At 39.1% G+C, this 26462-nt stretch carries 19 protein-coding genes and 2 pseudogenes; 8 read left to right on the top strand and 13 right to left on the bottom strand.

Features of this window, described 5'->3' with window-relative positions; all coding sequences use genetic code 11:
* Positions 1-97: 97 nt before the first annotated feature.
* Complete coding sequence (locus tag QSE00_RS14000) at positions 98-358, bottom strand: hypothetical protein (RefSeq protein ID WP_286106432.1); 261 nt, start codon at positions 356-358, stop codon at positions 98-100.
* 216 nt (positions 359-574) lie between these two features.
* Positions 575-991 (bottom strand): hypothetical protein, encoded by a 417-nt coding sequence (locus QSE00_RS14005; RefSeq protein WP_286106433.1) that lies wholly within the window; start codon positions 989-991, stop codon positions 575-577.
* A gap of 645 nt (positions 992-1636) precedes the next feature.
* On the opposite strand from QSE00_RS14005, the gene QSE00_RS14010 reads away from it, so the two are divergent.
* A protein-coding gene (locus tag QSE00_RS14010; RefSeq protein ID WP_286106434.1) for an IS3 family transposase occupies positions 1637-2766 on the top strand; the annotation gives its coding sequence in 2 pieces (ribosomal slippage) (positions 1637-1898 and positions 1898-2766; 1131 coding nt in all).
* 250 nt (positions 2767-3016) lie between these two features.
* On the opposite strand, the pseudogene QSE00_RS14015 reads toward QSE00_RS14010, so the two are convergent.
* The 4 genes and pseudogenes from QSE00_RS14015 to QSE00_RS14030 all read right to left on the bottom strand — a co-directional run.
* Positions 3017-3172, bottom strand: a pseudogene (locus QSE00_RS14015) (type I methionyl aminopeptidase); the annotation flags it as partial.
* A gap of 33 nt (positions 3173-3205) precedes the next feature.
* Positions 3206-3901 carry a LytR/AlgR family response regulator transcription factor gene (locus QSE00_RS14020; protein WP_286106435.1) on the bottom strand — a complete coding sequence of 232 codons (696 nt, stop codon included), beginning with the start codon at positions 3899-3901 and terminating at the stop codon, positions 3206-3208.
* Positions 3901-4941, bottom strand: a complete 1041-nt coding sequence (locus QSE00_RS14025) for a sensor histidine kinase (protein ID WP_286106436.1) — start codon at positions 4939-4941, stop codon at positions 3901-3903. Before QSE00_RS14025 ends, QSE00_RS14020 begins: the two co-directional genes overlap by 1 nt.
* A gap of 86 nt (positions 4942-5027) precedes the next feature.
* Positions 5028-5495, bottom strand: a complete 468-nt coding sequence (locus QSE00_RS14030; protein WP_286106437.1) for a hypothetical protein — start codon at positions 5493-5495, stop codon at positions 5028-5030.
* Between the two features lie 519 nt (positions 5496-6014).
* On the opposite strand from QSE00_RS14030, the pseudogene QSE00_RS14035 reads away from it, so the two are divergent.
* Positions 6015-6233: pseudogene (locus tag QSE00_RS14035) on the top strand (hypothetical protein); the annotation flags it as partial.
* Between the two features lie 69 nt (positions 6234-6302).
* Here the strand turns inward: QSE00_RS14035 and QSE00_RS14040 are convergent.
* The 3 genes from QSE00_RS14040 to QSE00_RS14050 all read right to left on the bottom strand — a co-directional run bounded on the left by QSE00_RS14040 (position 6303) and on the right by QSE00_RS14050 (position 14954).
* On the bottom strand, positions 6303-9674 hold the full coding sequence (locus tag QSE00_RS14040; RefSeq protein WP_286106438.1) for a VCBS repeat-containing protein: 3372 nt from the start codon (positions 9672-9674) through the stop codon (positions 6303-6305).
* A gap of 173 nt (positions 9675-9847) precedes the next feature.
* The gene (locus QSE00_RS14045) at positions 9848-11704 is read right to left on the bottom strand and encodes a RagB/SusD family nutrient uptake outer membrane protein (protein WP_110354472.1); all 1857 of its coding nucleotides are present in this window, start codon (positions 11702-11704) and stop codon (positions 9848-9850) included.
* Positions 11705-11723: 19 nt separating this feature from the next.
* Positions 11724-14954, bottom strand: a complete 3231-nt coding sequence (locus QSE00_RS14050; protein WP_286106439.1) for a SusC/RagA family TonB-linked outer membrane protein — start codon at positions 14952-14954, stop codon at positions 11724-11726.
* A 449-nt stretch (positions 14955-15403) separates the two neighbouring features.
* Between QSE00_RS14050 and QSE00_RS14055 the strand changes: the two genes are divergently transcribed.
* The 6 genes from QSE00_RS14055 (at position 15404) to QSE00_RS14080 (ending at position 20869) form a co-directional block, all read left to right on the top strand.
* Positions 15404-15775: a VOC family protein gene (locus QSE00_RS14055; RefSeq protein ID WP_110354471.1), complete on the top strand. Its 372-nt coding sequence runs from the start codon at positions 15404-15406 to the stop codon at positions 15773-15775.
* A gap of 85 nt (positions 15776-15860) precedes the next feature.
* Complete coding sequence (locus tag QSE00_RS14060; protein ID WP_286106440.1) at positions 15861-16349, top strand: DoxX family protein; 489 nt, start codon at positions 15861-15863, stop codon at positions 16347-16349.
* A 164-nt stretch (positions 16350-16513) separates the two neighbouring features.
* On the top strand, positions 16514-17638 hold the full coding sequence (locus tag QSE00_RS14065; protein WP_286106441.1) for a serine hydrolase domain-containing protein: 1125 nt from the start codon (positions 16514-16516) through the stop codon (positions 17636-17638).
* Between the two features lie 138 nt (positions 17639-17776).
* Positions 17777-19225 (top strand): sulfatase family protein, encoded by a 1449-nt coding sequence (locus QSE00_RS14070; protein ID WP_286106442.1) that lies wholly within the window; start codon positions 17777-17779, stop codon positions 19223-19225.
* Between the two features lie 159 nt (positions 19226-19384).
* A complete protein-coding gene (locus QSE00_RS14075) occupies positions 19385-19681 on the top strand; it encodes a putative quinol monooxygenase (protein ID WP_110354467.1) in 297 nt (98 codons plus the stop codon).
* 81 nt (positions 19682-19762) lie between these two features.
* Entirely contained in the window at positions 19763-20869 is a 1107-nt protein-coding gene (locus tag QSE00_RS14080; protein ID WP_286106443.1) for a Gfo/Idh/MocA family protein, read from the top strand.
* A gap of 16 nt (positions 20870-20885) precedes the next feature.
* Here QSE00_RS14080 and QSE00_RS14085 read toward each other — a convergent pair whose 3' ends face one another.
* The 4 genes from QSE00_RS14085 to QSE00_RS14100 form a co-directional block, all read right to left on the bottom strand.
* The gene (locus tag QSE00_RS14085; RefSeq protein ID WP_286106444.1) at positions 20886-21407 is read right to left on the bottom strand and encodes a hypothetical protein; all 522 of its coding nucleotides are present in this window, start codon (positions 21405-21407) and stop codon (positions 20886-20888) included.
* A 71-nt stretch (positions 21408-21478) separates the two neighbouring features.
* On the bottom strand, positions 21479-21757 hold the full coding sequence (locus QSE00_RS14090) for a F0F1 ATP synthase subunit epsilon (RefSeq protein WP_110354464.1): 279 nt from the start codon (positions 21755-21757) through the stop codon (positions 21479-21481).
* Positions 21758-21835: 78 nt separating this feature from the next.
* Complete coding sequence (gene atpD / locus QSE00_RS14095; protein ID WP_110354463.1) at positions 21836-23344, bottom strand: F0F1 ATP synthase subunit beta; 1509 nt, start codon at positions 23342-23344, stop codon at positions 21836-21838.
* 194 nt (positions 23345-23538) lie between these two features.
* The gene (locus QSE00_RS14100; protein WP_110354462.1) at positions 23539-26349 is read right to left on the bottom strand and encodes a TonB-dependent receptor; all 2811 of its coding nucleotides are present in this window, start codon (positions 26347-26349) and stop codon (positions 23539-23541) included.
* Positions 26350-26462 lie beyond the last annotated feature (113 nt).

Genomic DNA, 26462 nt, shown 5'->3' on the forward strand with positions numbered 1-26462 from the left:
CCTGGACAACCTTCCCGAAAACATACAACAAATGGTGCTCCGGGCAAGAGCGGAAGGAAAAGATATTGAATTCACTACAGAATATGAAGATCAATAACTAGTGTAGTTGCTCGGATGGATACACCGGATTGGTTAAATTATACATTGAGGAGTTCAAGTCAACTATGTATCCATATAGTTTTTCAATAATTTCTAGTCTTTTATTATGGAGAACTGTTTGTTTTGATTGGATTAAAGACAAGGTGCTTTTAAATTCTTCTAATCTTTTATTTGCTGAGTTTTCTATTAATTTTTTAATAAAAAATGCGGCAATAGCGAAAATACCTAAATCAGATACGATTTTAATTATGTTTTCCATTTTCTAATGTTTGCCAACGGTTCGGCTAAGCGTAGTGCGGAGGCAAGGAAACTTTTCGTTTCCGTCTGCCGACGTAGCTAAAGCTTATTGTTTTGCTTTTTCTTTTTTTGTTTCAAAGCTAAATTCATAAGATTTAGCGACATTATAAATATACACAGACCTTACGATTTAGCCTTAAAGTCCGCATTACGTTTAGGTTTTGTTGGCAACTGGCTTTTATTTCTCATTGAGCAATCTCAATCTTTTTAGATACTCTCCTTTTACCTCATTACTTACTTTTAATAAAACTCCTTCGTATTTATATTCAATATCAGAATTATACGGTGTTGCTACAATTTTATACTTGTTTTGGGCTATTTCTCTGTAATAGTTGAGCCAGATTATTGAGTCAATTCCGTTCTGTTTTTTTTCAATTCCTTTGAGGAAATAAGTTGAGTCCGTTTGATGGTCAATTCGCGCTATTAGTTCAACATTTTCAGGATAATCTTCAATCTGATAATGTCCAACTCTATAGATATATCCAATTAGAGTATCATTTTCATACAATTCAAAAGTTCCAGATTTTACTCCGTCCGTCTTTGAATTACAGGAAATGAATATGAATAGAGTTAAGAAATAATAATATTTTTTCATCTGCTTTTGAGCTTGTTGCCAACAATTGTATATAGCAACTAGTGTTTATATTCCTCTTATAGAACTAATTTAGTAAATCTTTTTAGATAGGCTGGTGATTTATTTAGGGGGCTTATAGCTCAACTGATCCCTACCCTATTCTATGGGGTTTCGGTGTCATTGGTTTGCACATTTCTTTGTGGAACTAAAGAAAAACAATTCCTTGAGAAGTAAGTTGCGGGAAACCGTAATTTGGGATGTTTCTAGTTTCTATTTTTTGAGAATGGCACAATTGGTCCGAAATGCATGGCACTTTAAACCGTAGTATCCTAAGGTTTAACAATCCGCATAGCTAGGAAAACTGAGGCTGGTTTAGACAACTGCGGTTTTCTTATTTTGGCTAATTCAATTCTAATAGACTTTTAGTACCGTCTTCACTGATTTTTAGTTATTACCTGCTGGCTTTTCCTATTCAGTCTACACATTGACATATACTGTAATACTCTAACACAATCTTCAGGTATTCCTTCAAGTTTATACTTTTCACTGCTTACTTAATAATTCCAATACCTTAATAATATCACGTGCACAGTATTAGGTTTGTAAGCTTCCCTTAAAACCGAACTGTTTAAAAGTAGAATAATAATCTTAATTTTAAACAGTATTATGAGGAAGAGTAGATTTTCACCCACGCAGATCGCGAAGATTTTAAAAGAGTTCGATAATGGCAAGACCGTTGCGGATATAACCCGTGAACACGGTGTGAGTTCGGCCGCTTTTTACAAGTGGCGCTCCAAGTATGCCGGAATGAGCGGTAAGGAGCTTAAGCGTATAAAGGAACTGGAGGAAGAGAACCGTAAGCTTAAACAGATGTATGCCAACCTGGCGCTGGACCATCAAATGGCCAAGGAGATTATTGAAAAAAAGCTCTGAAGCCTTGCCGTAAGCGCAGCATTACCAAAGAACTTGTTCATTACGGCATCAGCAGGGCGTGCCGTGTCCTAAATATGAGCAAGAGCGTCTATTATTATAAACCTTTGCCAAAGGACGATACGGATATAGAAGAAGCCCTTCGGCAAAAAGCAAGGGAACATTCAGAGGAAGGCTTTTGGAAGGCCTACGAGCGTTTGCGCAATGAAGGGAAGCCATGGAACCATAAACGGGTACACCGTGTCTACAAATCCCTTGGATTGCCTTTGAGAAGAAAAGTCAAGAAACGTTTGCCGGCAAGGGTAAAAGAGCCCTTGGAGGTTCCGGATGAGCTCAACCATACATGGAGTATGGATTTTGTGACCGATGTTCTGGAGAACAAGAGACGCTTCAGGTCATTTAACGTCATCGATGATTTCAATCGGGAAGCACTCCATATCGAAGTTGACTTCTCCTTGACCAGCAACCGCATTGTCTGGGTACTCAACCATCTTATCAACAGGAAAGGTAAGCCGAAGAAGATAAGAATGGATAATGGCCCTGAGTTCATTGCCCACATAACCAATGATTGGAGCCAGATGCACGGAATAGAATTCAAATATATCCAACCCGGAAAACCGACCCAAAATGCTTTTGTGGAAAGGTTCAACGGGACCTATCGAAGAGGGGTTCTTAACAAGTACATTTTTGAGGATATCCACCAAGTAAGGGAACAGACACAGATCTGGATGAAAGATTACAACCATCATAGGCCCCACGATGCCTTGGGTAAAATACCGCCCGTAAAATACGCGGAACTTAATTCTTTTGGGGCTAGCCCCAAAAGAATTAAAAACAATAACTTTAATGGAGTTTTAGAAAACTAAGCAGTTCTAACTAGGGGGAGCTTACACTAAGGCTTTACGAATGTTCGCTTTGAGCTCTTTTCATACGTATCATTTTTATCCCCGACCATGTGACGGACCCGGATCAGTCAACACGGTCTTCATGTTTGGATCCTGCAGAATTCACGGGACAGGTAGTACCGGCCACACGAAGACTTAGTTATTAGCGTTAGTTTTTAATTTACTTCTATTGGTGTAATTGTATAGCCAAGTTCAGCTAATTGATTAATCAAGCTGCATTTGTACTTAAAATCTCACCACCATATTCGTCCAGTTCTTTAGTTGACAAACCAACTTTAGCATATTCTCTCATTAGTTTTAGTGTAGTACCAACAACTTCACTAACTTTTTTCATTCCGATTAATTCTGATTCTTTTGTTATCGACATTTCGTTTTTTTTCAATTGCCTACTACACAGTTTTTATAATTTTTTATTTGGAAATCCAATTAGGTCAAAGAATTCATTTTTGTAGGTTTCACTTATCGGTATACGTTTGTCATTTATTTTAATTCTACTCCTTTCAACAAATTCTATTTTATCGATTGACACCATAAATGATTTATGAACTCTACAAAATCTATCTTTCGGCAATATCTTTTCCAACTCTGTGAAGGTTTCAAGGGTCAAAATCTTTTTATCCATAGTTTGAATATTTCTGTAGTCACGCATTCCCTCTATGAAAAGAATATCACTAAAAGCTATTTTTTCCAAACGGTATTCGGTTTTTACAAATAGGTGATTCTTTTTGTCAAGTATGTTCTGTCTTGTTTCATAACCAACCTTTTTGACAGCTTGTAGAAACCTTGGAAAACTAAAAGGTTTAAGTAAATAATCAGAAATATTCAATTCGTAGCCTTTAATGGCATATTTTTCGTAAGCAGTAGTTATAATTACTTTTGGTGGCTTAATCAGAGCATCTAACAGTTCAATACCGGAAAGTCCGTCCATTTCAATATCCAAAAAGATAAGATCAATTTTATTGTTGTTTATAAATGCAATTGCATCTATTCCGTTATTAAAAGAATTTAGCAAGTTTAAATACGGCACATTTGACACATAACTCTTTGTGCGTTCCAATGCTAGTGGTTCATCTTCTATTATAATGCAATTAATCATTAAGGTTTAATTTTTAATATAACGACAAATTGATTCTTTATAGTATTGATTTTCAATTCATAATTATTTTTATAAATCAAATTCAGCCTTTTCTTTATTGTCGAAAGTCCGATTCCATCTTTCTTCAAATCTTTTAAGGCTTTGTTGTCAAAAGTGTTCTTGCAACTAAAAGTAATATCATTTGCCGAAATATTAATTTTTATTTGAATTGAATTATCAATTTTTTTATCCAAAACAAATTTGAAGGCGTTCTCAACAAATGTTATAAAGACCATTGGTGCAATCCACAAATTATCAGAATTACCTTTTATATGAAACTCGATAAATTTGGGATTGGTAGACCTTATTTTTTGAAGTTCAATATATTCATTGAGATAATTTATTTCATCGGCTAAAAGAATTTTATCCTCTTTTGTTTGATACAAAGTGAACCTTAATATTTTACCTAGCTTCTTTAAATATCTTGAAGCTTCCTTTGGGTTGTTTTCTATTAAAACATCAATGTTATTTATTGTGTTGAATAAAAAGTGAGGGTCAATTTTTGCTTTTAGAAGCGCTAACTCTGTTTGTATATTTTGACTTTCAAGTTCTGCTTTTTCTCTGTTTTTTGTTTGCGAGTACTGATAAACTTGTAATAGTGCACCAAGTATGGAAAAGGGAATGAGAATTATATACGAGTAAATGATAAAAAGTTCTAAAAACCAATAAACCGCATCGAATACATAACTCAAAAGATGTATGAACAGAAAAGGAAAAGCCAGTAAAATAACAAAAGTTAAAACGATAAGTCCCATTTTCCTTTTGTTCAGTATTGAAGGTGTGATATATTTAAAGGTTATGTAGAAACCTAAAGCACCAATCAAAGTCGTTGTTGTGCTAATCAAAATGTTTCTTAAGAAGATTTCGAAGTAGCTTACAACTTGAGTTTCTACAACAGGGTTAAATACTGCAAATTGATAAGCCCAAATAAAAAATGTTATTACGAAAGGTACTAATGTCCAAATGATTAAGTATATAAAAAATTTAACTTCCTTTTTCATAATCAGTAGCCAATATATAAAATAGATATGGTTATGTTCATTACGCCACAACCATATCATTTAAATTTGTAAAATAAATTGGATAACTATTCCTTAATAAACGTATAGTAGATATTACCACTGGAATAGTTTTCTTTTGCTTCGAATTCTTGTTCTAATTCTATTGCATCATCCTTTATTTCCAATATTTTAAAATTAAACTCCATACCATTCTCAAACATAAGAATAAGTTTGTCGTTTTTTGACTGCCAGATGCCTTGTTGAACATCTTCGTTCATTTCAGTTACAGAAATAAAAGAGTCATTGTCTTTAAGAACTAATTCATTTCCCAAAATAATTAAATTCCCCTCTTTTTGGGGACTACCATTTTGACTGTTAACAATCATTAGGTCAAGTAATTCGAATTCTCCAAATAATTTTGCATCATTGTTTGAGACAGCACCAATTGATACGTCATCATTTTTACTACACGACACCATAATTGTTAGTACCAAAAGAATACTCATTGTAAAAATTGTTAACCATTTTCTGTATTGTTTAAAATGTGTTTTCATAATTGAATAATTTAATTTTTATTCAAATCTCTATCATATTATGTTCTTAATAAAATATATTCTGCATACTAGGGAATCATATCTGCAAAATGGAACAAATGAAGGTTTTTAGAGGAAGAACTTGTGTAAAAACTGGCTTTGGGCAGGCCTTAATTCAGTTTTCTTTTTCGCACGTTTTGTAATTCCTTTTGAGTAGTAATTCTACAATATTTTTCAGTTCCAGTTTTCTTTTTTAAAAATCCAAGAACTTTGACGAAAGCACGATTTTCGTTGGTGAAGTCAACTTGTGCATAAACATATGGATATAATAACTAGTCCTTATATCCCAGTATAGGTCTAATTTACTAAATCTTTTTGTTGAAATGAATTGTTATAAACTTTGAACCATACAACCATTTTATTTGGAATTGGATATGCTCTAAAAGTATGTGTATGCCTTCACAAAGAAATAGTATTAAGTGGTCATAACTTTGCGGGAAACCGTAAAGGGTGAATATTATTATGTAACCCAATCCGAATAGTGGAGAGTTCGTTGTCGACATAACCCTTTCCGAACGGGGAAATATCAATATCAAAATCTTCAACTTTGCCAACAACGCCCTTATGGCGTCCAAAAAAGATAGAGGAGCATCCACCTATACCCTTCCCTTCAATATCTCCGCCCTGCCCTCTGGGGTATACGCCGTTGTCCTGGAAACCCCTTTTGGAAATTCTTTAAGAAAAATAATCCATAAGTAAGGTGTATATGGACGTAGGCCTATAATAAAACTACAATCCTTTAAAAACTATAGCCATCACCTCTGCCATTTACCTACTGCCCACGCTAAACACCTCCAATGCCTCATCGTTTTTGGCAAAAATTATATTTCTGCTTCCTTTTATAGTAAGCATTTTTGCATTTTTAACCTCGCCCCGCACCATGAGACCGCTTTCCCTTGCCGGCATGGCTCTAAAATTGCCTTGCCCATCACCCTTTAAAACAAGGCCGTAAGCCGCATCATTTCTCGGAGTTTCCACCTCAGAGGTATATAAATTGCCTACCAGAAGTACATCCTCTAAACCATCCATGTCAAAATCTTGTATTAGTATGTCCTTTACCGCCGACATTTGTGCCGCATTTTCAAACTTCTTCATTACAAATGTACCTCCCTGGTTTTCAAAATAAGTGGTTGCAAAAGTATATGCCCTTAAATGGGTCGACTTTTCCAACTGCTCCTCTTCAAAAATATCCCCTATGGCTGCCTTGCCAAAGGAATCATAGGTTGGAAATTTTTCCTTTATAAATGGTAACTGCTCCGAAGAACACTGTCGGCCTCTTAAAGGTACCAATTTATCTTCATCATAATATCCTAGGACAATATCATTACTGCCAGACTGATCAAAGTCATCTGCAAACACCTCAAAAGGGGCATCCGCTGCAGCACGATATTTGTAATTTAGCCCCAAATTACCTCCTATGATATCCATATCCCCATCGCTATCAAAATCGGCGACGGCCAAACTATACCACCAGCCATTGGTGTTTTCCAATCCATATTTTTTTGTATTCTCCACAAAACGCTTGCCTTCCACATTCTCAAAAATCCTAACAGGCATCCATTCTCCTGTTACCAACAGGTCCATGTACGAATCATTGTTAATATCTACCCATACGGCTGCCGTGACCATCCCTAAATTTTGGCCATCTAGAATAGGTACCTCATCAAAGACAATTTTTCCCTCTTTACTATTGTTTTGCAATAGGTAACTTTTTGCAGGTGCTGGATACTTCCCAGGGACCTGCCGACCTCCAACAAACATATCCAAATCCCCATCATTATCATAATCCACTGCCTTGATGCAAGAGCCGCTTATTGCATTTTTGGGGAGACCGTCTGCCAAATTATTAAACTGCCCCATGCCATTGTTTATATACAACCTATCCTGTAACAACGGATTTCCCTGATCATATTCATTACCCCCGCTAACCACATATAAATCCAAGTCATTATCGCCATCCACATCCAAAAATTCTGAAGCAACGTCCTCAAATCCTGAATCCCGATTTAGCAGGTCCACATTGGTTTTAGTAAAACTTCCATCCTCGTTTTGTACAAACAAAACGCCCGGAAAGCCAGTGGCACCTCCAATATGTACATCGTCCAAACCATCCCCATTTATGTCCCCTACCACTAGGGAGGGTCCTTCCTGCGACATTTTATGGGGAAGTAAGCTCTCCCTCCCATAATCGTCAAATTCGTTTTCCACATGGAGAAAGGGCAATGGATCCTCCGTGTTTTTACTAAAAATGGGCTGGTTCATATTGGCGTCCTCCTTTACGGTACTGGACTTGGAATTGGCATAATCCAACACAAGAAGTTGATCGGTGTCCACATTGTTCAATAGCTGTTGCCTTCCGTCAGGCCATATAATTTCCACATTGGCTTCTGGGGAATTCCCTAATCCAAAATGTAATTCCCTGGCCATTGAGGACATAAAACCCCGTGTGAAATAAAGTTCCTGGACCTGCCTGCTATCCCCAGCACTAACCACAATTTTAGTTCCAATACCATCCCTATTCCCTAATGGACCCTTAAGCTTAAATGACAAATAGTGTCCCAATCCCAATTCCCTGGAATTGTTCTTTAATATAAAGGCTTCGTCATCGGTATTATTTACAACAATCTCAAGATCACCATCATTGTCGAGGTCGGCATAGACAGCCCCATTGGAACTGGTCATAGTTCCATCTCCCCAAGTCCCATTCATCTTGGCAAATTCAAAATCGCCCTTATTCCTAAAAAAATAGTTCTCCTTTTTCCTTACAGGCATTTTATCCAAAATATCCGTAATATATTTTTGCGGATCAAAAGCCTGATTATTTATAATTGAATCCTGTTTTTTGTTGACATAATTTACAAAGTCATTGTTCCGAAAATCCCGTTTGATCCCATTGGACACAAATAGGTCTTTAAGTCCGTCATTATCCATGTCAAAAAACAGGGGTGCCCAGCTCCAATCTGTTTTGGATACCCCGGCAAGTTGCGCTATGTCTGAAAAAATGGGAACGTTGTTTTCATTTAAATACCCTGAATTAATTTGAAGCGTATTGTACATATATTGGTGATGTAGTCCTGCATCCAAGGCCTCATAAAACTTTTTTGGATTCATTCCACTCATACTGGTCTTTATATCATAGCTACTTTCGCCCATCATATCCACAGTCATTATATCCATCCAACCATCGTTATTAATATCGGCCATGTCATTGCCCATGGCGAAAAACGAGATATGATTGGTTGCTTCCAGAATCCTATCCGAGAAAGTACCATTGGCATTGTTTATATACATATGGTCTTTTCCGGAATAGTCGTTGGACACATAAAGATCTGGCCAACCGTCATTGTTAATATCACCCACTGCCACTCCCAGTCCGTAATCCAGGCGACTATGAACAATTCCCGCCTCCTTGCTTACATCCTTAAAAAAATTATTGTCGTTTCTCAATAATCTATCATTGGCAACACCGCCATCCATATTGGCCAAGGCGGCAATTGTTATATTTTCCGGATATGTCGTTGGAGAATGGTTCAACTGGTACATGTCCAGGTCCCCATCCCTATCATAGTCGAAAAATACCGCCTGCGTTGAACAATCTGTTAAATCCAACCCATATTTATCAGCTTGTTCACTAAAAGTGGGGATTCTCTCCTTATTTTTTGCCCCCATATTTATATAGAGTTTATTTTTCCTTTTTTCTTCATCATTGTATTTCCCCGAATTGGAAATATAGATATCCATCCATCCATCGCCATTTATATCCACTATGGTAATTCCTCCAGAAAATCTTTGACGCAACAGTATGCCCGTCATATTGGAAACATCCTTAAACTTTAAATTACCCTCATTTAAAAACAATTTATGTTGTTGCAATGTGGATACAAAGAATATATCCTTCAATCCGTCATTATTAAAATCTGCTACTGCCAGTCCACTTCCATTATAATAGTATTCATATTGCAAACCATTAAACTTCATGTTTTCAATTAATTCATTGGTAAAGTCTATACCAGTATCCGTTTTTGTCAACTTCGTAAAAATTGACTGTTGTTCAGAATTTAGTCCGGACAACTTGTAGTCCTCGGTACAACTAGTAAGCACTAGTGTGAGTAATAAACTTGCCCGTAGAAATTTATTCATTTTATACAATTTTATTGTGATCTGTGTATGCCCGTTTCGGTGTACCAAACAGTTAAATGCACTTATTGGCCAATAACTGCCATACAATTCTTTAAAATAGGTTAATTTTTGAAATAAAAAAAGACCCAATGTCGAACAACCAACGTTGGGTCTTTTAATATTACTACTTTAATTTATTCATAACCGGGATTTTGAACCAAACTAGTATTCGCGTTCAATTCATTTTCCCTGATTGGCCTAAAATAGTTTTTATCCAACCATAGTCGGTTTTCAAAACCGGGATCTACCACTCCGGGTATATAGGAATAATCATAATTATCCGGGTCATATTTATATTTTGTTACATTGGCTCCAGGTTTCAATGTTCCGGTAATCTGAATAATCCCGGCCGGAGCTCCTAGGGTTGTAGGCGCAATCATCCATCGTCTAGCGTCGTGATATCGATGCTCCTCATAGGCGAGTTCCAACCTTCTTTCATTCCTATAGGCTTCCATTAAATCCTCTCCAGAAGCCGTAATAGCAGGCAATCCTACCCTATAGCGTATTTGGTTCAACCAAGCTTTGGCTTCTGCCTCATCACCATCGGCTTCTAAGACGGCTTCAACATAATTCAGCACAAGTTCGGTATACCTAAAAAACGGCCAAGGAATGGTTTGAAAATCTGTTTGGTCCACAAATCCTGGATCTGGTTCCACAAATTTCTTGAAATAATATCCGGTACGTGTTCCGTTCCAATCTTCAATTGGACCTTGGCGTGTATCTAGGCCAAAGTGGGTAGTAACCTCACCATCGGTTCCAATAATTTCGTATTGCCCAGTTTGTATCTGATTGGCCGGGTCGCGATCCGCAACATCTGACGGTCTCGGTTTCCAATCAGCACCATCGTAAAGAATGGTAGCATAAAACCTAGGTTCACGATCGGTGTAAGGCATACTGCTATGATCGGGGTTATCCCAGTCAAATTCAGAGCCATCACTCATTCCGTAAGCATCTATCAAATTTTGTAAAGGGGCGTTCCCTGCCCAGTTATGGTAGCCATTAGGGCCATTAAAAAGACCTATTCTACGTCCAGGGCCCCTAGCTTCCACATATTGTCTTTCCCAAATAATATCGGATTCACCTCCATTTCTAGCCAATGAAATATCCAGGTAATTTTGTTCTCCCTCCTCCAACGAAACGGGGGCGGTCAACCCAAACTTATAGCCGGCATTGGAATAATCCATGGCCGCTTTGGCTGCATTTTTGGCCTTTGTCCATCTATCCTGTTGACTTCCAGAAGTATAACCAATTAACTCTGGATTGGAATAACTCCCAATTAAAGAGGAATTCCCAGAGGCCGTGGAGTTATCGTATAAATCACTTGCTGCATATAATAGGATACGAGCTTTAAGAGCAAGTGCCGTAGCAGCATTAGCCCTTCCTGAATCCATACTTTTTCCATTGAGTAATCCAAACGCCATTTCACAATCGGACACTATAAAATTAACGCATTCCTCAAAAGTGTTTCTTGGGATATTAAAATCCGAATCCAACTCAAAAGGTTCCTCGGAAATTGGTACCCCACCGTAAAATCTTACCAATTGATGATAGTAATAAGCTCTAAGATACAGGGCTTCCCCTAACAAACGATCTCTTAAATCGGTGTTTTCCAAACCTCCTTCATTCAGTTTTTGAATAGCAAGATTGGCAGCCCTGATATACCGGTACATATTGTTCCATTCATGGGTATTATTGATCCAACCGGTATCATTTGAATTGGTACGGGATTCATTTACCGTATTAATTGACCTTCCAGTATGGGTAAATAGGGCTTCATCCGTTAAAGAAGCCAACATTTGTTCATCCAAACCACCAGCGCCTAGCCCATTATAGACCCCGGTTACTGCGGCTGTGGCCAATCCTTCATCGGTCCAAACACTCCCTTCGGACACCTCACTTAGAGGAGTAATGCTAACGAAATCATCGTTGCATCCAGTCACAAAAGCAATTGTTGTAATCGCCAATACGTATAATATATTTCTTTGTTTCATAGTTTTAACTTTGATAATTTTAAAATGTTACGGAAAATCCTGCACTTAGTATTTTGGAATTAGGATAATCCCTACCGCTAGAACTAAGTCCTTCTGGATCGAACAATGAGTTTGTAAATGTAAACAGGTTAGATCCGTTTATATAGAACCTAAATCTTTCCAACCCAATTTGACCAATCATTTCCTTTGGAAAATTATACCCAAATTCAAGATTTTTCACCCGCATATAATTGGTGTTTTGTCTCCAATAGGTATTACCATTACTGTAATATTGATCAGCTCTGTTGGTAATCCTTGGATCAACACTACTCGGATTATTCACCGTCCATCTATTATTGTATACACTTGTTGTGTAATTCCCTATAGTACCGGACTCCCCAAAGTTCAGGAATACTTCCCCTCCCGTGGCTCCTTGAAAAAGTAAACTGAAATCGAAATTCTTATAACTAGCCGTTAAATTGATACCTCCCTGAAAGGTTGGATCTGAATTTTTATCAGTTCTATAACGATCATCGGGTGTAATTTTACCATCATCATTATAATCTACCAGTTTCATATCCCCTGGTCTAAGTACATTGACCAATGCTGTATAGTCTAAGGTTTCAGCATCTATATCAGCTTGGGTGGCAAATACCCCATCATAACCATAGACCAAATTGGAGCGAATAGACCTTCCTGTTGCCAATTGCCATTCCGGTGCGCCTTCGGCCTCATCGTTAAAAATTATCTTGTTTTTGGCATAACCACCGTTTATACTTATTCCATAAGTAAAGTCTCCTGCATTTCCATTATATCCCAAGATAAAATCAAAACCTTTATTTTCAACCTCCCCAAAATTCTGTCTTGGAGGGGTTATCCCTGAAAGGGCCGGTAGGGAAGCGGAAGGTGTAGTTAAAATATCCGTTCTTTTATTAAGGAACCAATCAAATTCTAGATTCATTCTATTTTGTAAAAATCGTGCATCCAGACCAACGTTAATATTGGTTGCCACCTCCCATGTTATAGCAGGATTGGGCACCTTTGATTCACTTATCGTCGTAACTTCACCATTATTAATAACATAATTCCCAAAACCGTAGGTAGCGAGATATTGATTGGCAGGGAAATCGGAATCGTCAAATTTATCATTACCCAATTGACCCCAGGAACCTCTGAATTTCAGGAAATTTAAAAAAGAATCATTGTTCAAATCACTCAAGAAATTTTCCTTGGTAACAACCCATCCTGCAGAGAAACCTGGAAAAAACCCATATCTCGTATCTTCTGGGAACAAATAAGATCCGTCATATCTCCATAAAAACTCCAATAAATATTTTTCTTTAAAATCATATGATACACGACCATAGTAATTTAACCTTGCAGATTTATCTGAAGAACCACCATTATCCTTTTGAAGGTCACCACCAGCAAACAAATCATCTATAGCAGGTGAGATAAAATATCGTCGATAAGCATTAAAGCCCTCGTATTCCACAGTCTCTTTACTTATCCCGGCCAAAACTAGAAAATTATGGTTTTCCAATGAGCGTTGATAAGTGGCATTGGCTCCCAATAAAATATTCAGGGTATTACCTGTATATTGATTTAAGTTTGGCTCTGCCGGTCCCCTTTGACCCCTTACCAAATCTGGTAGGCCATCCGCTCCCATCGTATTTCCGTCCCAAGTATATAGATACCAAGGAGTCCTCCAAACCTTTCTATTTGAAAAACTTTTATCAATGGCAGCAGTTGTCTGTACCGACAATCCGTCTACCCATGGAATTTTAATATCCAAGGTAGCATTGGACTGAAAGTAATCCCGTTTATCCTTATCATAACCTGTATCATTCGTAGCTATGACAACCGGGTTTTGTCCGTTTTCTATATCCGGTCCTGGCAAACCATTCGGCCAATATGCAGGCTCGGTAGGCCTACCCCTTGTCAACATTCTGAAAATAGCTCCCGCACTTTCAGTTGGAAAATATCGATATTCTTCCCTAGCCAACACCCCTAGACTTAGTTTGATACCTTCACTAATTTTAGCGTCCAAATTTATACGAATATCATATTGCTCATATCCAGTGGCCGCATTCTTGTAATAGGCATCCTGCTTCAAATATCCCAATGAAGTAAAATAATTAAAATTTTCACTTCCTCCCGTAAGTTGCATGGTGTGTTTTTCTTGGGAGGCCGCTGTTTTGAAAGTCTCGTCAAACCAATCCGTATTCGGGTGGCCCCAAGGATCTTGTCCATTTCCAAAAAGCGCAATATCCTCGGGAGAATAAATGGCATTTCTAGTTGAACCATCCGGCCTAGTATAGGTCCCTGTAGAGTTAAACCCAGCAGTTGCCCCAGCCCATTCATTTACAGGAAGGTTATAAATTTCCAATTCATTTCTCAATTCCGCATACTGCTGAGCGTTGGCCATATCGGGAATAACAGTAGGTTTGGCCCAACCTTGGTTAGAAGAATAGGTGATTTGTGGTTTCCCCGTCTTTCCTCTCTTTGTTGTAATTAAAATAACCCCGTTTGCAGCCCTTGCTCCATAAATGGCGGCAGAAGCATCCTTTAGTACTGATATATTTTCAATATCGGCAGGGTTTATTCTACTTAGACCCCCATCCCTATCGGGAATACCATCAACCACAACCAAAGCACCAGTATTATTATAGGTATTTGTTCCACGAATCCTAATTGCGGCGTTATCATAACCGGGCTCCGCGCTCGATTGCTGAACAAACAAGCCAGCCACCCTACCGGACAAGGTATTGGTAAGGTTTACCGCTGGAGATTTTACCAATTCCTCCCCTTTTACGGACGAAACAGAACCTGTAACGGTAGCCCTCTTTTGGGTACCATACCCTACAACTACCACTTCCTCCAATTTACTTGCATCTTCCTCCATGGTAATATTAATAGTAGATTGGCCGTTTAAAGGTATTTCCTCTGTTTTATAACCAATATAACTGAATATTAGTACTGCATCATCAGATACACCGGACAAGGAATAATTACCATCAAAATCGGTCTGCGTTCCATTGGTAGTCCCTTTGACTACAATACTGGCCCCAGGTAATGGTCCGTTTGCATCAGATACCACTCCCGAAATAGTTTGCTGAACTAGGACAGGATTGGCATCTATGCTTGTAAGATTTGCGAACGCCTGCACACCGCACAGAGCCATCACAATCATAAAAACCATAAGTTTCTTCTTAGGCTTCCTTTTTTGAATGATTTCTTTTGGAATAGAAAACCAGTTTTTTTTCTCCATAATTTTAAATGTTAAGTTAGTTGAGTTAAAAGCATTGTTCAAACAATTATTGTCATAATCAGATTCTAGTATGGTACAACAAAAACCAAAAAAAAACCAAGATCAAATCCTATGTCATCTAATGGTTTTTTAAAAAATATTTGTGAAAATTTTCAATTAAAAACTGTGTGTCCAAATCGAAATAATTCCGCTCCCACTTAAAAGCTATCTAAACCAGCAATAAATGTAAGATTAACACTTACTGGCTAAATATATAAAATTTTCTTAAATTAAATCAAATTTTATGTTAAAAACTACTAAAACAATAAATTTTATCCTCAAAATTAACAAGTCAACAATATATCTTAGTTGAGAATTTTCTGATAGTATAATTTTGTATTGTAGTACAAATTATTTTCACACCCCCCTAAAAAACGTAAACAAACAATTAACAACATAAAAAAACCCATATGAAACTAGGAGCATTTTCAATCAGTCTGGCCGTAAAAGACCTATCCATTTCCAAAGAATTTTACGAAAAACTTGGATTTACCGTGTTTGCAGGCGACCCAACAATGAATTATCTGATCATGAAAAATGGCAACGCAGTTCTTGGTCTGTTCCAAGGTATGTTCCCTAATAACATCCTCACCTTTAACCCTGGCTGGGACGAAAATGCCACTGCACTAACCTCCTTTGATGATGTGAGAAAAATTCAGGCACATTTAAAAAGCAACAACCTAAGGCTGGACCAAGAGGCGGACATAAAAACATCCGGACCCGCAAGTATTATGCTGACCGATCCCGATGGCAACCAAATTTTAATAGACCAACACCTGTAAATTGAAAATAGGGTATTTTGAGAATGTTCCCTATCTTGATCTACCGTTGTGGGATTCATTCCTAACCTAATTATATTCACCAAGCATGAAGCCTTTATTAGTACTTCTTGTCTCGTTTGTTGCAACCCTATCTATCCTATATCTTAGGTCGAAAAAAATACAATGGCCATTGGCCGGACGAATTGCCATGGCCATAATGTTGTTGTTTACTTCCTTGGGACATTTTATGTTTCCCCAGGGTATGGGCGCCATGATGCCGGAATTTATACCCATGAAAAATGAAATGGTATATATCACCGGAGTCATGGAAATTCTATTTGCGATAGGATTACTGATTCCAAAACTTAAAGTCCGTACGGCTTGGTTGCTGATCATCTTCTTTATTCTTGTTCTTCCCGCCAACATAAAAGCCGCCATGGAAAACATCAACTACCAGACCGGGGAACTTAACGGAAATGGTATTAACTATCTTTGGTTCCGAATTCCGCTACAAATATTTTTTATAGCCTGGGTCTATTTAACGGCCATAAGAACAAGTATACTACCTCGGGGCAGGCCCGCGAGGCATTCGTAGGAAACGAACTTTAATTTTCAGGGCAAGCCTCGGGATAGTATACCCTTTGGCGGTGCCAATAAAATAGCAGCCGACCGAACTACCAATAGTATTAAGAACCAAAAAACTTGATCCCAACCCGTCCAGATTTTGGGCCACCACACTAATCCATAAAAATGATAATAATGAAAAACTATCTTAGGCTAATTTTACCAATCATTATAACTTATGGATGTAGCCACGAAAAAGCAGCTTTTAATGGTCAAAAAGATTTTGAACACAGTATTTCGGAAATACAATCGAAACATATTTATTCCGAATCCAAAGATTTTCCAAACAACACCCAGCTATCCTTTGCCATCATAAAGGGCGGGGCTACTAAATTTTATGGAATTAAGCGTAAAAACGATACCATTTTCTCTATTGACAATCATGATGGCGTTTTTGAAATTGGATCCATTTCCAAAGTATTTACAGCCACCCTATTGGCCCATTTGGTCGTGAACGGGCAATTGGGGCTGGATGATAATATCAACGATTATTTGGAATGGCCCTTAAAGGATGATATAGAAATAAGCTTTAAACAGTTATCCAATCATACCTCAGGGCTGCCTAGGTTACCCTCCAACCTGCAGTTGGATTCCGTAGACCTACAGAATCCATACAAGGATTATGACGAAAACAGGTTAAAACAATATTTAACCAAAGAGCTACAACTGAACCAAAATCCAGGAGAAAAATCCGAATATTCAAACCTAGGGGTAGGTTTATTAGGCTATATTCTAAGTAAAATAGATAGCACCTCCTACGAGAACCTACTCCAGACCAAAATCTGCACAAAATACCATATGGGCCATACTACAACAAACAGAACTCGTATCAGGGGACAGTTGATCAAAGGTCTTGATGCAAATGGCCAAGAAACCCCAAACTGGGATTTGAATGTCTTGGTAGGAGCCGGTGGAATTTTATCATCGGTAGCCGACCTATCAAAATTTGCGCAAGCACAATTAAATGGGTCCGACCAAGCCTTGGCCTTGACCAGAAAACCCACCTTTGCCCTACAGGAAAACAAGGCCGCAATGGGATTGGGTTGGGCCATTGAAAATAATATAGGGAAGGAATGGATCATGCATAGCGGCGGAACAGGGGGCTATAGATCCAATATACTACTGGATATTTCGAACAAAAATGGGGTAATTATTCTTTCCAACCTATCTGCATTTCACAAAAACAACATGAATATCGATAACCTTGGCGTTCGCTTAATGGAAACACTTAAAAATATAGACTCCACTGGCCACAACTAATACAATCTCTATGTACGTTCCTACTAAAAGATAACTGAATTTATCCTAATTGATCGTTTTTATATATTTTTAACCCGAACGTTGAATATTCTATGGAATAGCTTCCTTTAACCTGTCCCTTAAACCATCCTTCTTAAAATGAAACAATTATTTTTTCTAATCTCCTTACTTCTGTTCTGTTACAGTACAGTGGATGCACAAAATGCAAAACCGAATATCATTGTGTTTATAGCCGATGATGTTAGCTGGGACGACTTTGGTTGTTACGGGAACGCACAGGTTAAGACTCCCAATATTGATCAACTGGCAAAAGACGGATTAAAGTTTGATAATTTCTATTTAACGGCAAGCTCGTGCAGCCCAAGTAGAAATTCCATAATTACCGGCCGATATCCCCATAATACGGGAGCTGCCGAATTACACACCACTCCCCCTTTGGATATGTTATCCTTTCCTGAATTATTGAGGAACAATAACTATTATTCCGTCCTGGCCGGCAAGTTCCATATGGGACCTTATGCCCGACGTGGATTTGATATGATGTACGAGCATCGTAATGAAAATGGGGATGGAGGCGAAGAAAGTTGGGTAAACTCCTTAAAGAAAAGACCAAAGAACAAACCTTTTTTTATGTGGTTCGCATCCCATGACGCCCACAGGGATTGGGGACCCAATGAATTTAGTGGTACACACCGCCCCGATGATCTGGAAGCCCCATTTTATCTGTCCAATGGAGCCGAAACCAAATCTGATTTGGCCAAATATTATGACGAAATTAAAAGATTCGATTTTTACATTGGTGAGGTTGTCAAGGAACTAAAAACACAAAAACAACTAAACAATACCCTTTTGATTATTATGTCCGATAATGGACGGCCATTTCCACACAGCAAAACCAGGGTCAATGATCGGGGTATGAAAACTCCCTTCGTTATGCATTGGCCCAAGGCAATAAAAAATAAAAATGCCAGCAACAAAAGCCTCATAAGTGCCGTAGATATTGCCCCAACACTATTGACATTGGCAGGCGTTACTATTCCCAAACAATTTCAGGGCCATAGTTTCGACCGTCTTTTAACAAAACCTGACCAGCCCTTTCGCAACTATGTCTTTGCCGAGCATAATTGGCACGATTATGAAGCTCACGAACGTATGGTAAGAAATAAAGATTATATGTACATATTAAACTCGAGACCCTTGAAGCCACAAAACGGGCCAGCTGATGCCGTAGGCAGTCCGTCCTTTAAGGATTTGGAAATGCTCAGGGACCAAGGAGGACTTTCTTCGGCACAAGCCGATGTGTTTATAGTACCGAGGCCAAATGAAGAGCTATATGATTACCGTCGGGATCCCTTGCAATTGCTCAATGTGGCATCTACGCCAGAATACAATCGGAATCTCATGGATTTGAGAAGGGTTTTGAAAGAATGGATGATGGAAACAGGCGACAACATCCCTGAAAACCTAACCAAGGATTGGTATCTTAAAGAAGCGGGATTAATAAAAACGGAATATCATAATGTAAGGGGCGAAATGCCCGGCGAAAAGTTAAATGCCACACAAAATAACGCAAAAGGGGCATTTTAGACTAGGTCCTTGGCCATGGCCCTGCACCCCGAATGGGTAAGGGACACAAATGCCTAAATGTCCTATGGACAATTCAAGCATTGACTACCAAAGAATACGAATTGACTTTCGCCTCCCCTGGAAGTTCCATATATTTAAAGAATTAAATTCAAATTAAAAATGAGCAACAAGCAATTGACCATTACCGCCAGTATTTTGGCCAAACCGGATAAAAGGGAATTTGTAAAACAAGCCTTATTAAAACTTATTCCACCTACTTTAAAAGAAGATGGCTGTCTAAACTACGATCTGCACCAGGACAATGAAAATCCCGACCGTTTTTTCTTTTATGAAAATTGGGCAAGTAGGGAATTGTGGCTAAACCACAATGCCAGTGAACATATTGCAGCGCACAGAAAAGCTACGGAAGGAACCATAGTGGAGGTTATTATTAATGAGCTATCTCCAGTGGGCTGAACATCTTGTATTTAAAAATATAGTATCTTTCAAAGACCACTGCACTCCTATTTACTGCGGTCCCTTAATATTTGAATAATCATGAAAAACACGTTTATACTTTCCTTTTGTGTTATTTTTTTGACGCTTACAAACGTTTTTGCGCAGGAAAAACCAATAAAATTGGGAGTTGTAGGCCTTTCCCATGGGCATGTTGGCTGGATTTTAAGCAGGGAGGCTAAGGATGATGTGATTATGGTAGGCATCGTAGAGACCGATCGCGATCTGGCACAGCGACTTTCCAAGAGTCACGGCTTTCCCATGGAAATGGTGTTCAATACCATGGAAGAGATGATTGCCGCCGTAAAACCCGAAGCCGTGGCAGGCTTTGGAAATATATACGATCATTTGTCCATCGTAGAGACCTGTGCCCCAAAAGGTATCCACGTTATGGTGGAAAAACCTTTGGCTGTTAACTTGGAACATGCCAAAAAAATGGAAGCGCTGGCCAAAAAACATAAGATTCATCTACTCACCAATTATGAGACCTCCTGGTATCCTACCAATCTAAAGGCCTATGAACTTCTGCAAGAAGGCACAGTAGGCGAACTTAGAAAAGTTATTGTACGCGATGGACATAAAGGGCCCAAAAATATTGGGGTAAGTGCCGAATTTTTGAAATTCCTAACCGACCCCAAACTCAATGGGGGTGGGGCCATCATGGATTTCGGATGCTACGGTGCCAACCTCATGACCTGGTTACAACAGGGTAAAAGACCCAATTCGGTTACCGCGGTAACCCAACAGTTACAACCCGAAAACAACCCCAAAGTAGATGATGATGCAACCATAATACTTACCTATGACAGTGCCATGGCCATTTTGGAACCTTCATGGAATTGGCCCATTGGACGCAAGGATATGGAGATCTATGGAGTAAAAGGTGCTATTTATGCCGATAACCGCCATGATCTGAGAGTTAGGATTGCTGAAGGCTATGGCGGCTATAAGGAAGAGGCTTTTAAACTTGCGGAAAGGGAGGCCCCCTATGATGAACCCTTTGCCTTGTTTGCCTCGGTGATAAGAGGGGAAACTACCCTTGGTTCTTACGATCCCTATTCCTTGGAGAACAATATGATTACCATGGAAATTCTGGAAGCAGCCGTTCAAAGTTCTAAATCGCAACGCACCATCCAGTTTAAAAACTAATCCTTTAACAAGGCCTCTAAAAATTGATCCACTTGTAGTTATTGGGCACCGTTGCATCCAATAGATTTACTTTTAATGCCTTTGCGGTGCTTTCGCCCATGGCAAATGTAATGGCCATATCATTCGTTTCATAAATGGTAAAGCTTTTATTCCCTTTTACCCACAAATTTACCTCATAAGTATGGGTGCCATTGGCCTTTAATTGTCTAAAGACGGATACATATTCTATGGCGGGAAGGGCTTTCCATCTACCAACAGCACAGGGACCCACACGATATTCTTCCTTATAATTGCGATTCTCCAGATCGAAAAAAATACTTTTTACACTCGAAAATAAAATGCCTTGGGACGCGCAGGCAACGGCAAGATAGAACACCCCAAAATTCCACCTGTTATCCATTCCATTCTCCGGAAATATCCCATAACCAAACAAGAACATGGCCAGTAAAATAAAGGTCACCGTATAAAAGACCGCAGCCACTAGGGTTTGCCACAGGGGCCTAACTCCTTCCGATATAATAATTTTGCCTTTAGCCATCTGCTTTAAAACGACAAAAGCCATACGAAACGTATGGCTTTTTGCTTATTTTTTATTGGCATCAAATTTTCTTAATCTGCCAATACAATAACTTTATTGTTCTTCATTTCAACAGTACCACTGTTTATGGCCAGGATAGTATCCCCATTGGGAGCTTTGGAGAACTTGTTCTCATAAGCCTCTTCCAGCACAACATTTCCTTTTATCCTTACCTTTCCTTCCTGCAATAGGGAAACGATAGGGGCGTGGTTGTTCAACATTTGAAATTCACCATCAATTCCAGGAACGGTTACTGCAGTAACTTCTCCGGCAAACAAAGTAGCCTCTGGCGATACAATTTCTAGATACATATTATTTTAGTATTCAGTATTCAGCACTCAGTATTCAATCGGATCCTGTCAATCGATCACTGATTACTACCTACTCATTTACGCTTCAGCAAGCATTTTCTCTCCAGCTTCAATAGCCTCTTCAATGGTACCTTTAAGGTTAAATGCAGATTCTGGAAGATGATCCAATTCCCCATCCATAATCATATTAAACCCTTTAATAGTCTCCTTAATATCTACCAAAACTCCTGGGATACCGGTAAATTGCTCAGCTACGTGGAACGGCTGGGATAGGAAACGCTGTACACGTCTTGCCCTACCTACGGCCAATTTATCCTCTTCGGATAATTCCTCCATACCTAGGATGGCAATAATATCCTGAAGTTCCTTATATCGTTGCAATAACTCCTTTACCCTTTGGGCACAGGCATAATGATCTTTCCCCAATATCTCGGCAGTCAAAATCCTTGAAGTTGAATCCAATGGATCCACCGCAGGGTAAATTCCCAATTCCGCAATTTTACGGGATAATACCGTAGTAGCATCCAAGTGGGCAAATGTTGTTGCCGGAGCTGGATCCGTTAAATCATCCGCAGGTACGTAAACCGCCTGTACCGATGTAATGGAGCCTCTTTTGGTTGATGTAATACGCTCTTGCATAGCACCCATCTCCGTTGCCAAAGTTGGTTGGTAACCTACCGCTGACGGCATACGTCCCAATAGGGCCGATACTTCCGAACCGGCTTGCGTAAAACGGAATATATTATCTACGAAGAAAAGAACGTCTTTTCCCTGACCTTCACCTGCACCATCACGGAAATATTCTGCAATGGTCAATCCGGACAAGGCTACACGGGCACGGGCACCAGGAGGTTCGTTCATTTGTCCAAAAACGAATGTCGCTTTGGAATCCTTCATTACTTTTTTATCAACTTTGGATAGATCCCATCCGCCTTCTTCCATAGAATGCAAGAAATCATCACCATATTTTATAATTCCGGACTCCAACATTTCACGAAGTAAATCGTTCCCCTCACGAGTACGCTCACCTACCCCGGCGAAAACAGAAAGTCCACCATGACCTTTTGCAATGTTGTTGATCAATTCCTGGATAAGTACTGTTTTACCAACACCCGCACCACCGAATAAACCAATCTTACCACCCTTTGCATAAGGCTCGATCAAATCAATTACTTTAATTCCAGTAAACAAAACTTCCGTAGAAGTAGATAAATCCTCAAATTTGGGCGCATCCCTGTGGATTGGAAGACCGTCTTTACCGGCTTTTGGCAAATCTCCAAGACCATCTATAGCGTCGCCAATTACATTAAATAGACGCCCGTAAACAGCATCGCCTATCGGCATCTGGATTGCGCTTCCTGTTGCCTCTACACCGACTCCCCTACTTAGACCATCTGTTGAATCCATAGAAATAGTCCTGACCGTATTTTCACCAACATGTGACTGTACTTCCAAAATCAACTTGGAACCATCCTTGTTGACAATTTCCAAAGAATCATAAATTCTGGGAAGGTCCGTTCCGGACTGAAATTCAACATCAACTACCGGGCCGATGATTTGAGAAACTTTACCTGTAACTTTAGACATTACTTGAGTATTTACGTTTTACTGTTATCTTTAAAATAAAAACAGCGCGACTTACCGCTTTGTTTTTAAGGCTGCAAAGATATGTTTTCCTTCTTAAAATGGAAACTACTTTTATCCTTTTTTTACCAAGAAAAATGGCGTCAAATAATTTGACGCCATTTTTCTTTAAATTATATCCTTTATATTACTATATGTTATGGATTAATGGTCCAGGAAACGTAATATTGGGATCCAATATATCCTGTTCCAAAGGCAGTGTAATATTCATCTCCCAATACATTGGAAGCACCCAGTTTAAATGCCGATTTTATACTTGGTGCATTATAACTTATTTGCGCATCCACTACATGGTAGGCCGGAATTTGTCCGTTACCAAAGGTAGCTTCCCATAAATAGGTGTCGCTCCATCTCCAAGCCACATTGAATCCAAAATTTTTAACTATGGCCGTATTTCCGAAAGAAGCCTTCACCTTATGTTCGGGAGTATTAAAACTGGTCATGAAATCAGGATCATCCTCTTGGTCAAAATCCAATTTAGCATAGGTATAGTTCATTCCAAGGTCATAATTGCCCCAAATTTTCACATCAACTCCAAGAGCGGCACCATAAGAATTTACTTTGGCGTCCGTATTAGTGTAGGATTGATATCCTTGAAAATCGCCACTTCCCAATGCTACTATGGCTGCAGGTAATGGCCCACCTGGAGTAGGCACCGTTTGGGTAAGTTGCACGTCTCCATAAAAGGGCACTACCACGTTTTGACCTGAAAGGAAGTCCTTATAGGCGCTGTAATAGGCGCTAACATCCAAGGTAACTTTATTTAATTTTCCGCGATATCCCACCTCATAGGAGGTAACCTGTTCCGGTTTTACAAAATCCGGATTTGCTATGACCAAGTCAGCCGGATTTCTACTTGCCGCAAATGCCACAGCTGAACTTGCCGTAAAAGAGTTGTTATAAATCCCTTCCCCACTAAAGTCGAGGGTTGGACTTCCTATTATGGCCGTTCCTGTCGGACTTAGATCAAAAGTCCTAACGTCCCTGGCAGGATTGTCCGGGGCACTACCTACCAATATACCTCTACCTGCATTCAATCCAATATATAAATCCTGGGTGGTGGGGTTCCTGAACCCGGTCTGATAGGAAGCCCTTAAATTGTGATTACCACTTTCACCGGCCGTATACCCCAAAGACACTCTTGGAGAGAAAAACCCATCGAACAGTTCGGATTTGTCATAACGTAAGGAAGCTGTTAACTTAAGACGGTCATCCTCCATAAACTTCTTTTGCACTTGCGTATAAAGTCCATACTCAGAATAGGTAATAGGTCCGTCGGCATCCGTATAAATAGTTCCGGAAGAATTTAATTTGTATTGCCTATAGGCCCCACCTAACTGGATTTCGGCAAAATCTATTAAATGGCTAAAATTGTAATTGGCATCGGCATGATAAAATTTGGAATTATCCTGAAACTTAGACCCTGTAGTTAGGTCCGGGTCATTGATTACCCTATTAAAAGCACTCTCAAATTCTGGTGTCCCCGGAAGGAAACGTCCTGTATCGGCAGCTTGCCTGGCTAGTATATGCGCCTGTTCGGCAGGAACATTTTGGGAAACGGCTCCTACATAGGTACCCACATACTGACCAAACCAAGTACTTCTATCCTTCCAAATTTCATTGATATTTACCCCGGTAAAAACCATGTCATAGGAATCCCCGGCCTTATCTTCATTAAAATATCCCCTCACAAAGAAGTTGTCATTTTTAATTTCCAATTTATGCTGCTGCATAAAAAAGCCATCAATATTATACCTATTGGTACCTTGATAAATGGTATTTCCCTTTCCTACCTTTCCCACATAGGCTATTTCAAAATCATCCTCAAAAGGACGATAATAAAGACCCCAATCCGCTTTTACACTTTCCGCCTTATAATCGGTAAGATCGCCTTCATTATATCCAGTCCTACTTATTACTTGCGAAGGAATCAACGGCACTGCAGCCGGATTTAAAAGACCCGCTTCAACTAATTTGGCGGCCACCACCTGCATATTTTCGGATACCTCATCCCCATAGACATTTATACCATCATAGTCGGTTGAAGCCCTAGTGGCTCCGCCACCGGCTTTTCCCATTTCATTATTTGCAGCCCAATCCGTTCCTCTTAAATAGGAGAAATTGACTTTTCCCGCAAACTTATCACTAAACTTATGGGCAGCTCTAATACCAAAATCGGTATAAGCATTATCACCCGCCGCTTCCTGCGAGGTAATCCCCTTTTTGGCATAGGCACTTATCCCTGTGTAATCAAAAGGACTTTTACTTCGCATAAACAGTATTCCGTTAAAGGCATTTGCCCCATATAGGGCAGAGGAAGCTCCTGGAAGCAATTCAACACTGAGCACATCCGTTTCTATCATCCCAATAAGATTACCCATTGGGAAGTTAAGGGCTGGGGTTGAGTTGTCCATACCATCTACCAACTGCATAAAACGAGTGTTGGCAAAAGTGGCAAAACCCCTTGTATTAATAGCCTTAAATGTTAAACTATTGGTATTGATGTCCACTCCCTTCAAATTCTCCAAGCCATCATAGAAATCGGCCGAGGCTGTACTCTGAATATCCCTTAGTCCAAATCTTTCCACGGTAACGGGAGATTCAAAAATACGCTCAGGCGTTCTAGAAGCAGAAATAACCACCTCGTCCAAACTTGTTTGCGCTTCATTTAAGGTGACCGAAATAGTTTGATTGCTTTGAGTGATGTTGGCTGTGGAAGCCACAAATCCAATACTGGTAATATTTAAGGTAAATGGAGGATTCTCACTTGTGTTCAATAAGAAATTTCCATCAAAATCTGTTACCGTACCAATGGCTTTGCCTACAATTACAATATTGGCACCAGGAACTGGATCATTATTTTGGTCCACCACATTCCCTTTAATTGTCGTTTGTGAATACGCCAACATTCCAAACATGAAAAAGGATAATAGAAGAATTGATCTCATAAGATATTTGAGTTAAATTAGTATTAGATATTGGTAAGAAATCATCTAATTAGCAATATACATTAATTTTCAAATTAACAATACAAAAAATCAAATAAATTATGCATGCATAG

This window comes from Arenibacter flavimaris (assembly GCF_030291335.1).
Classification (GTDB): domain Bacteria; phylum Bacteroidota; class Bacteroidia; order Flavobacteriales; family Flavobacteriaceae; genus Arenibacter.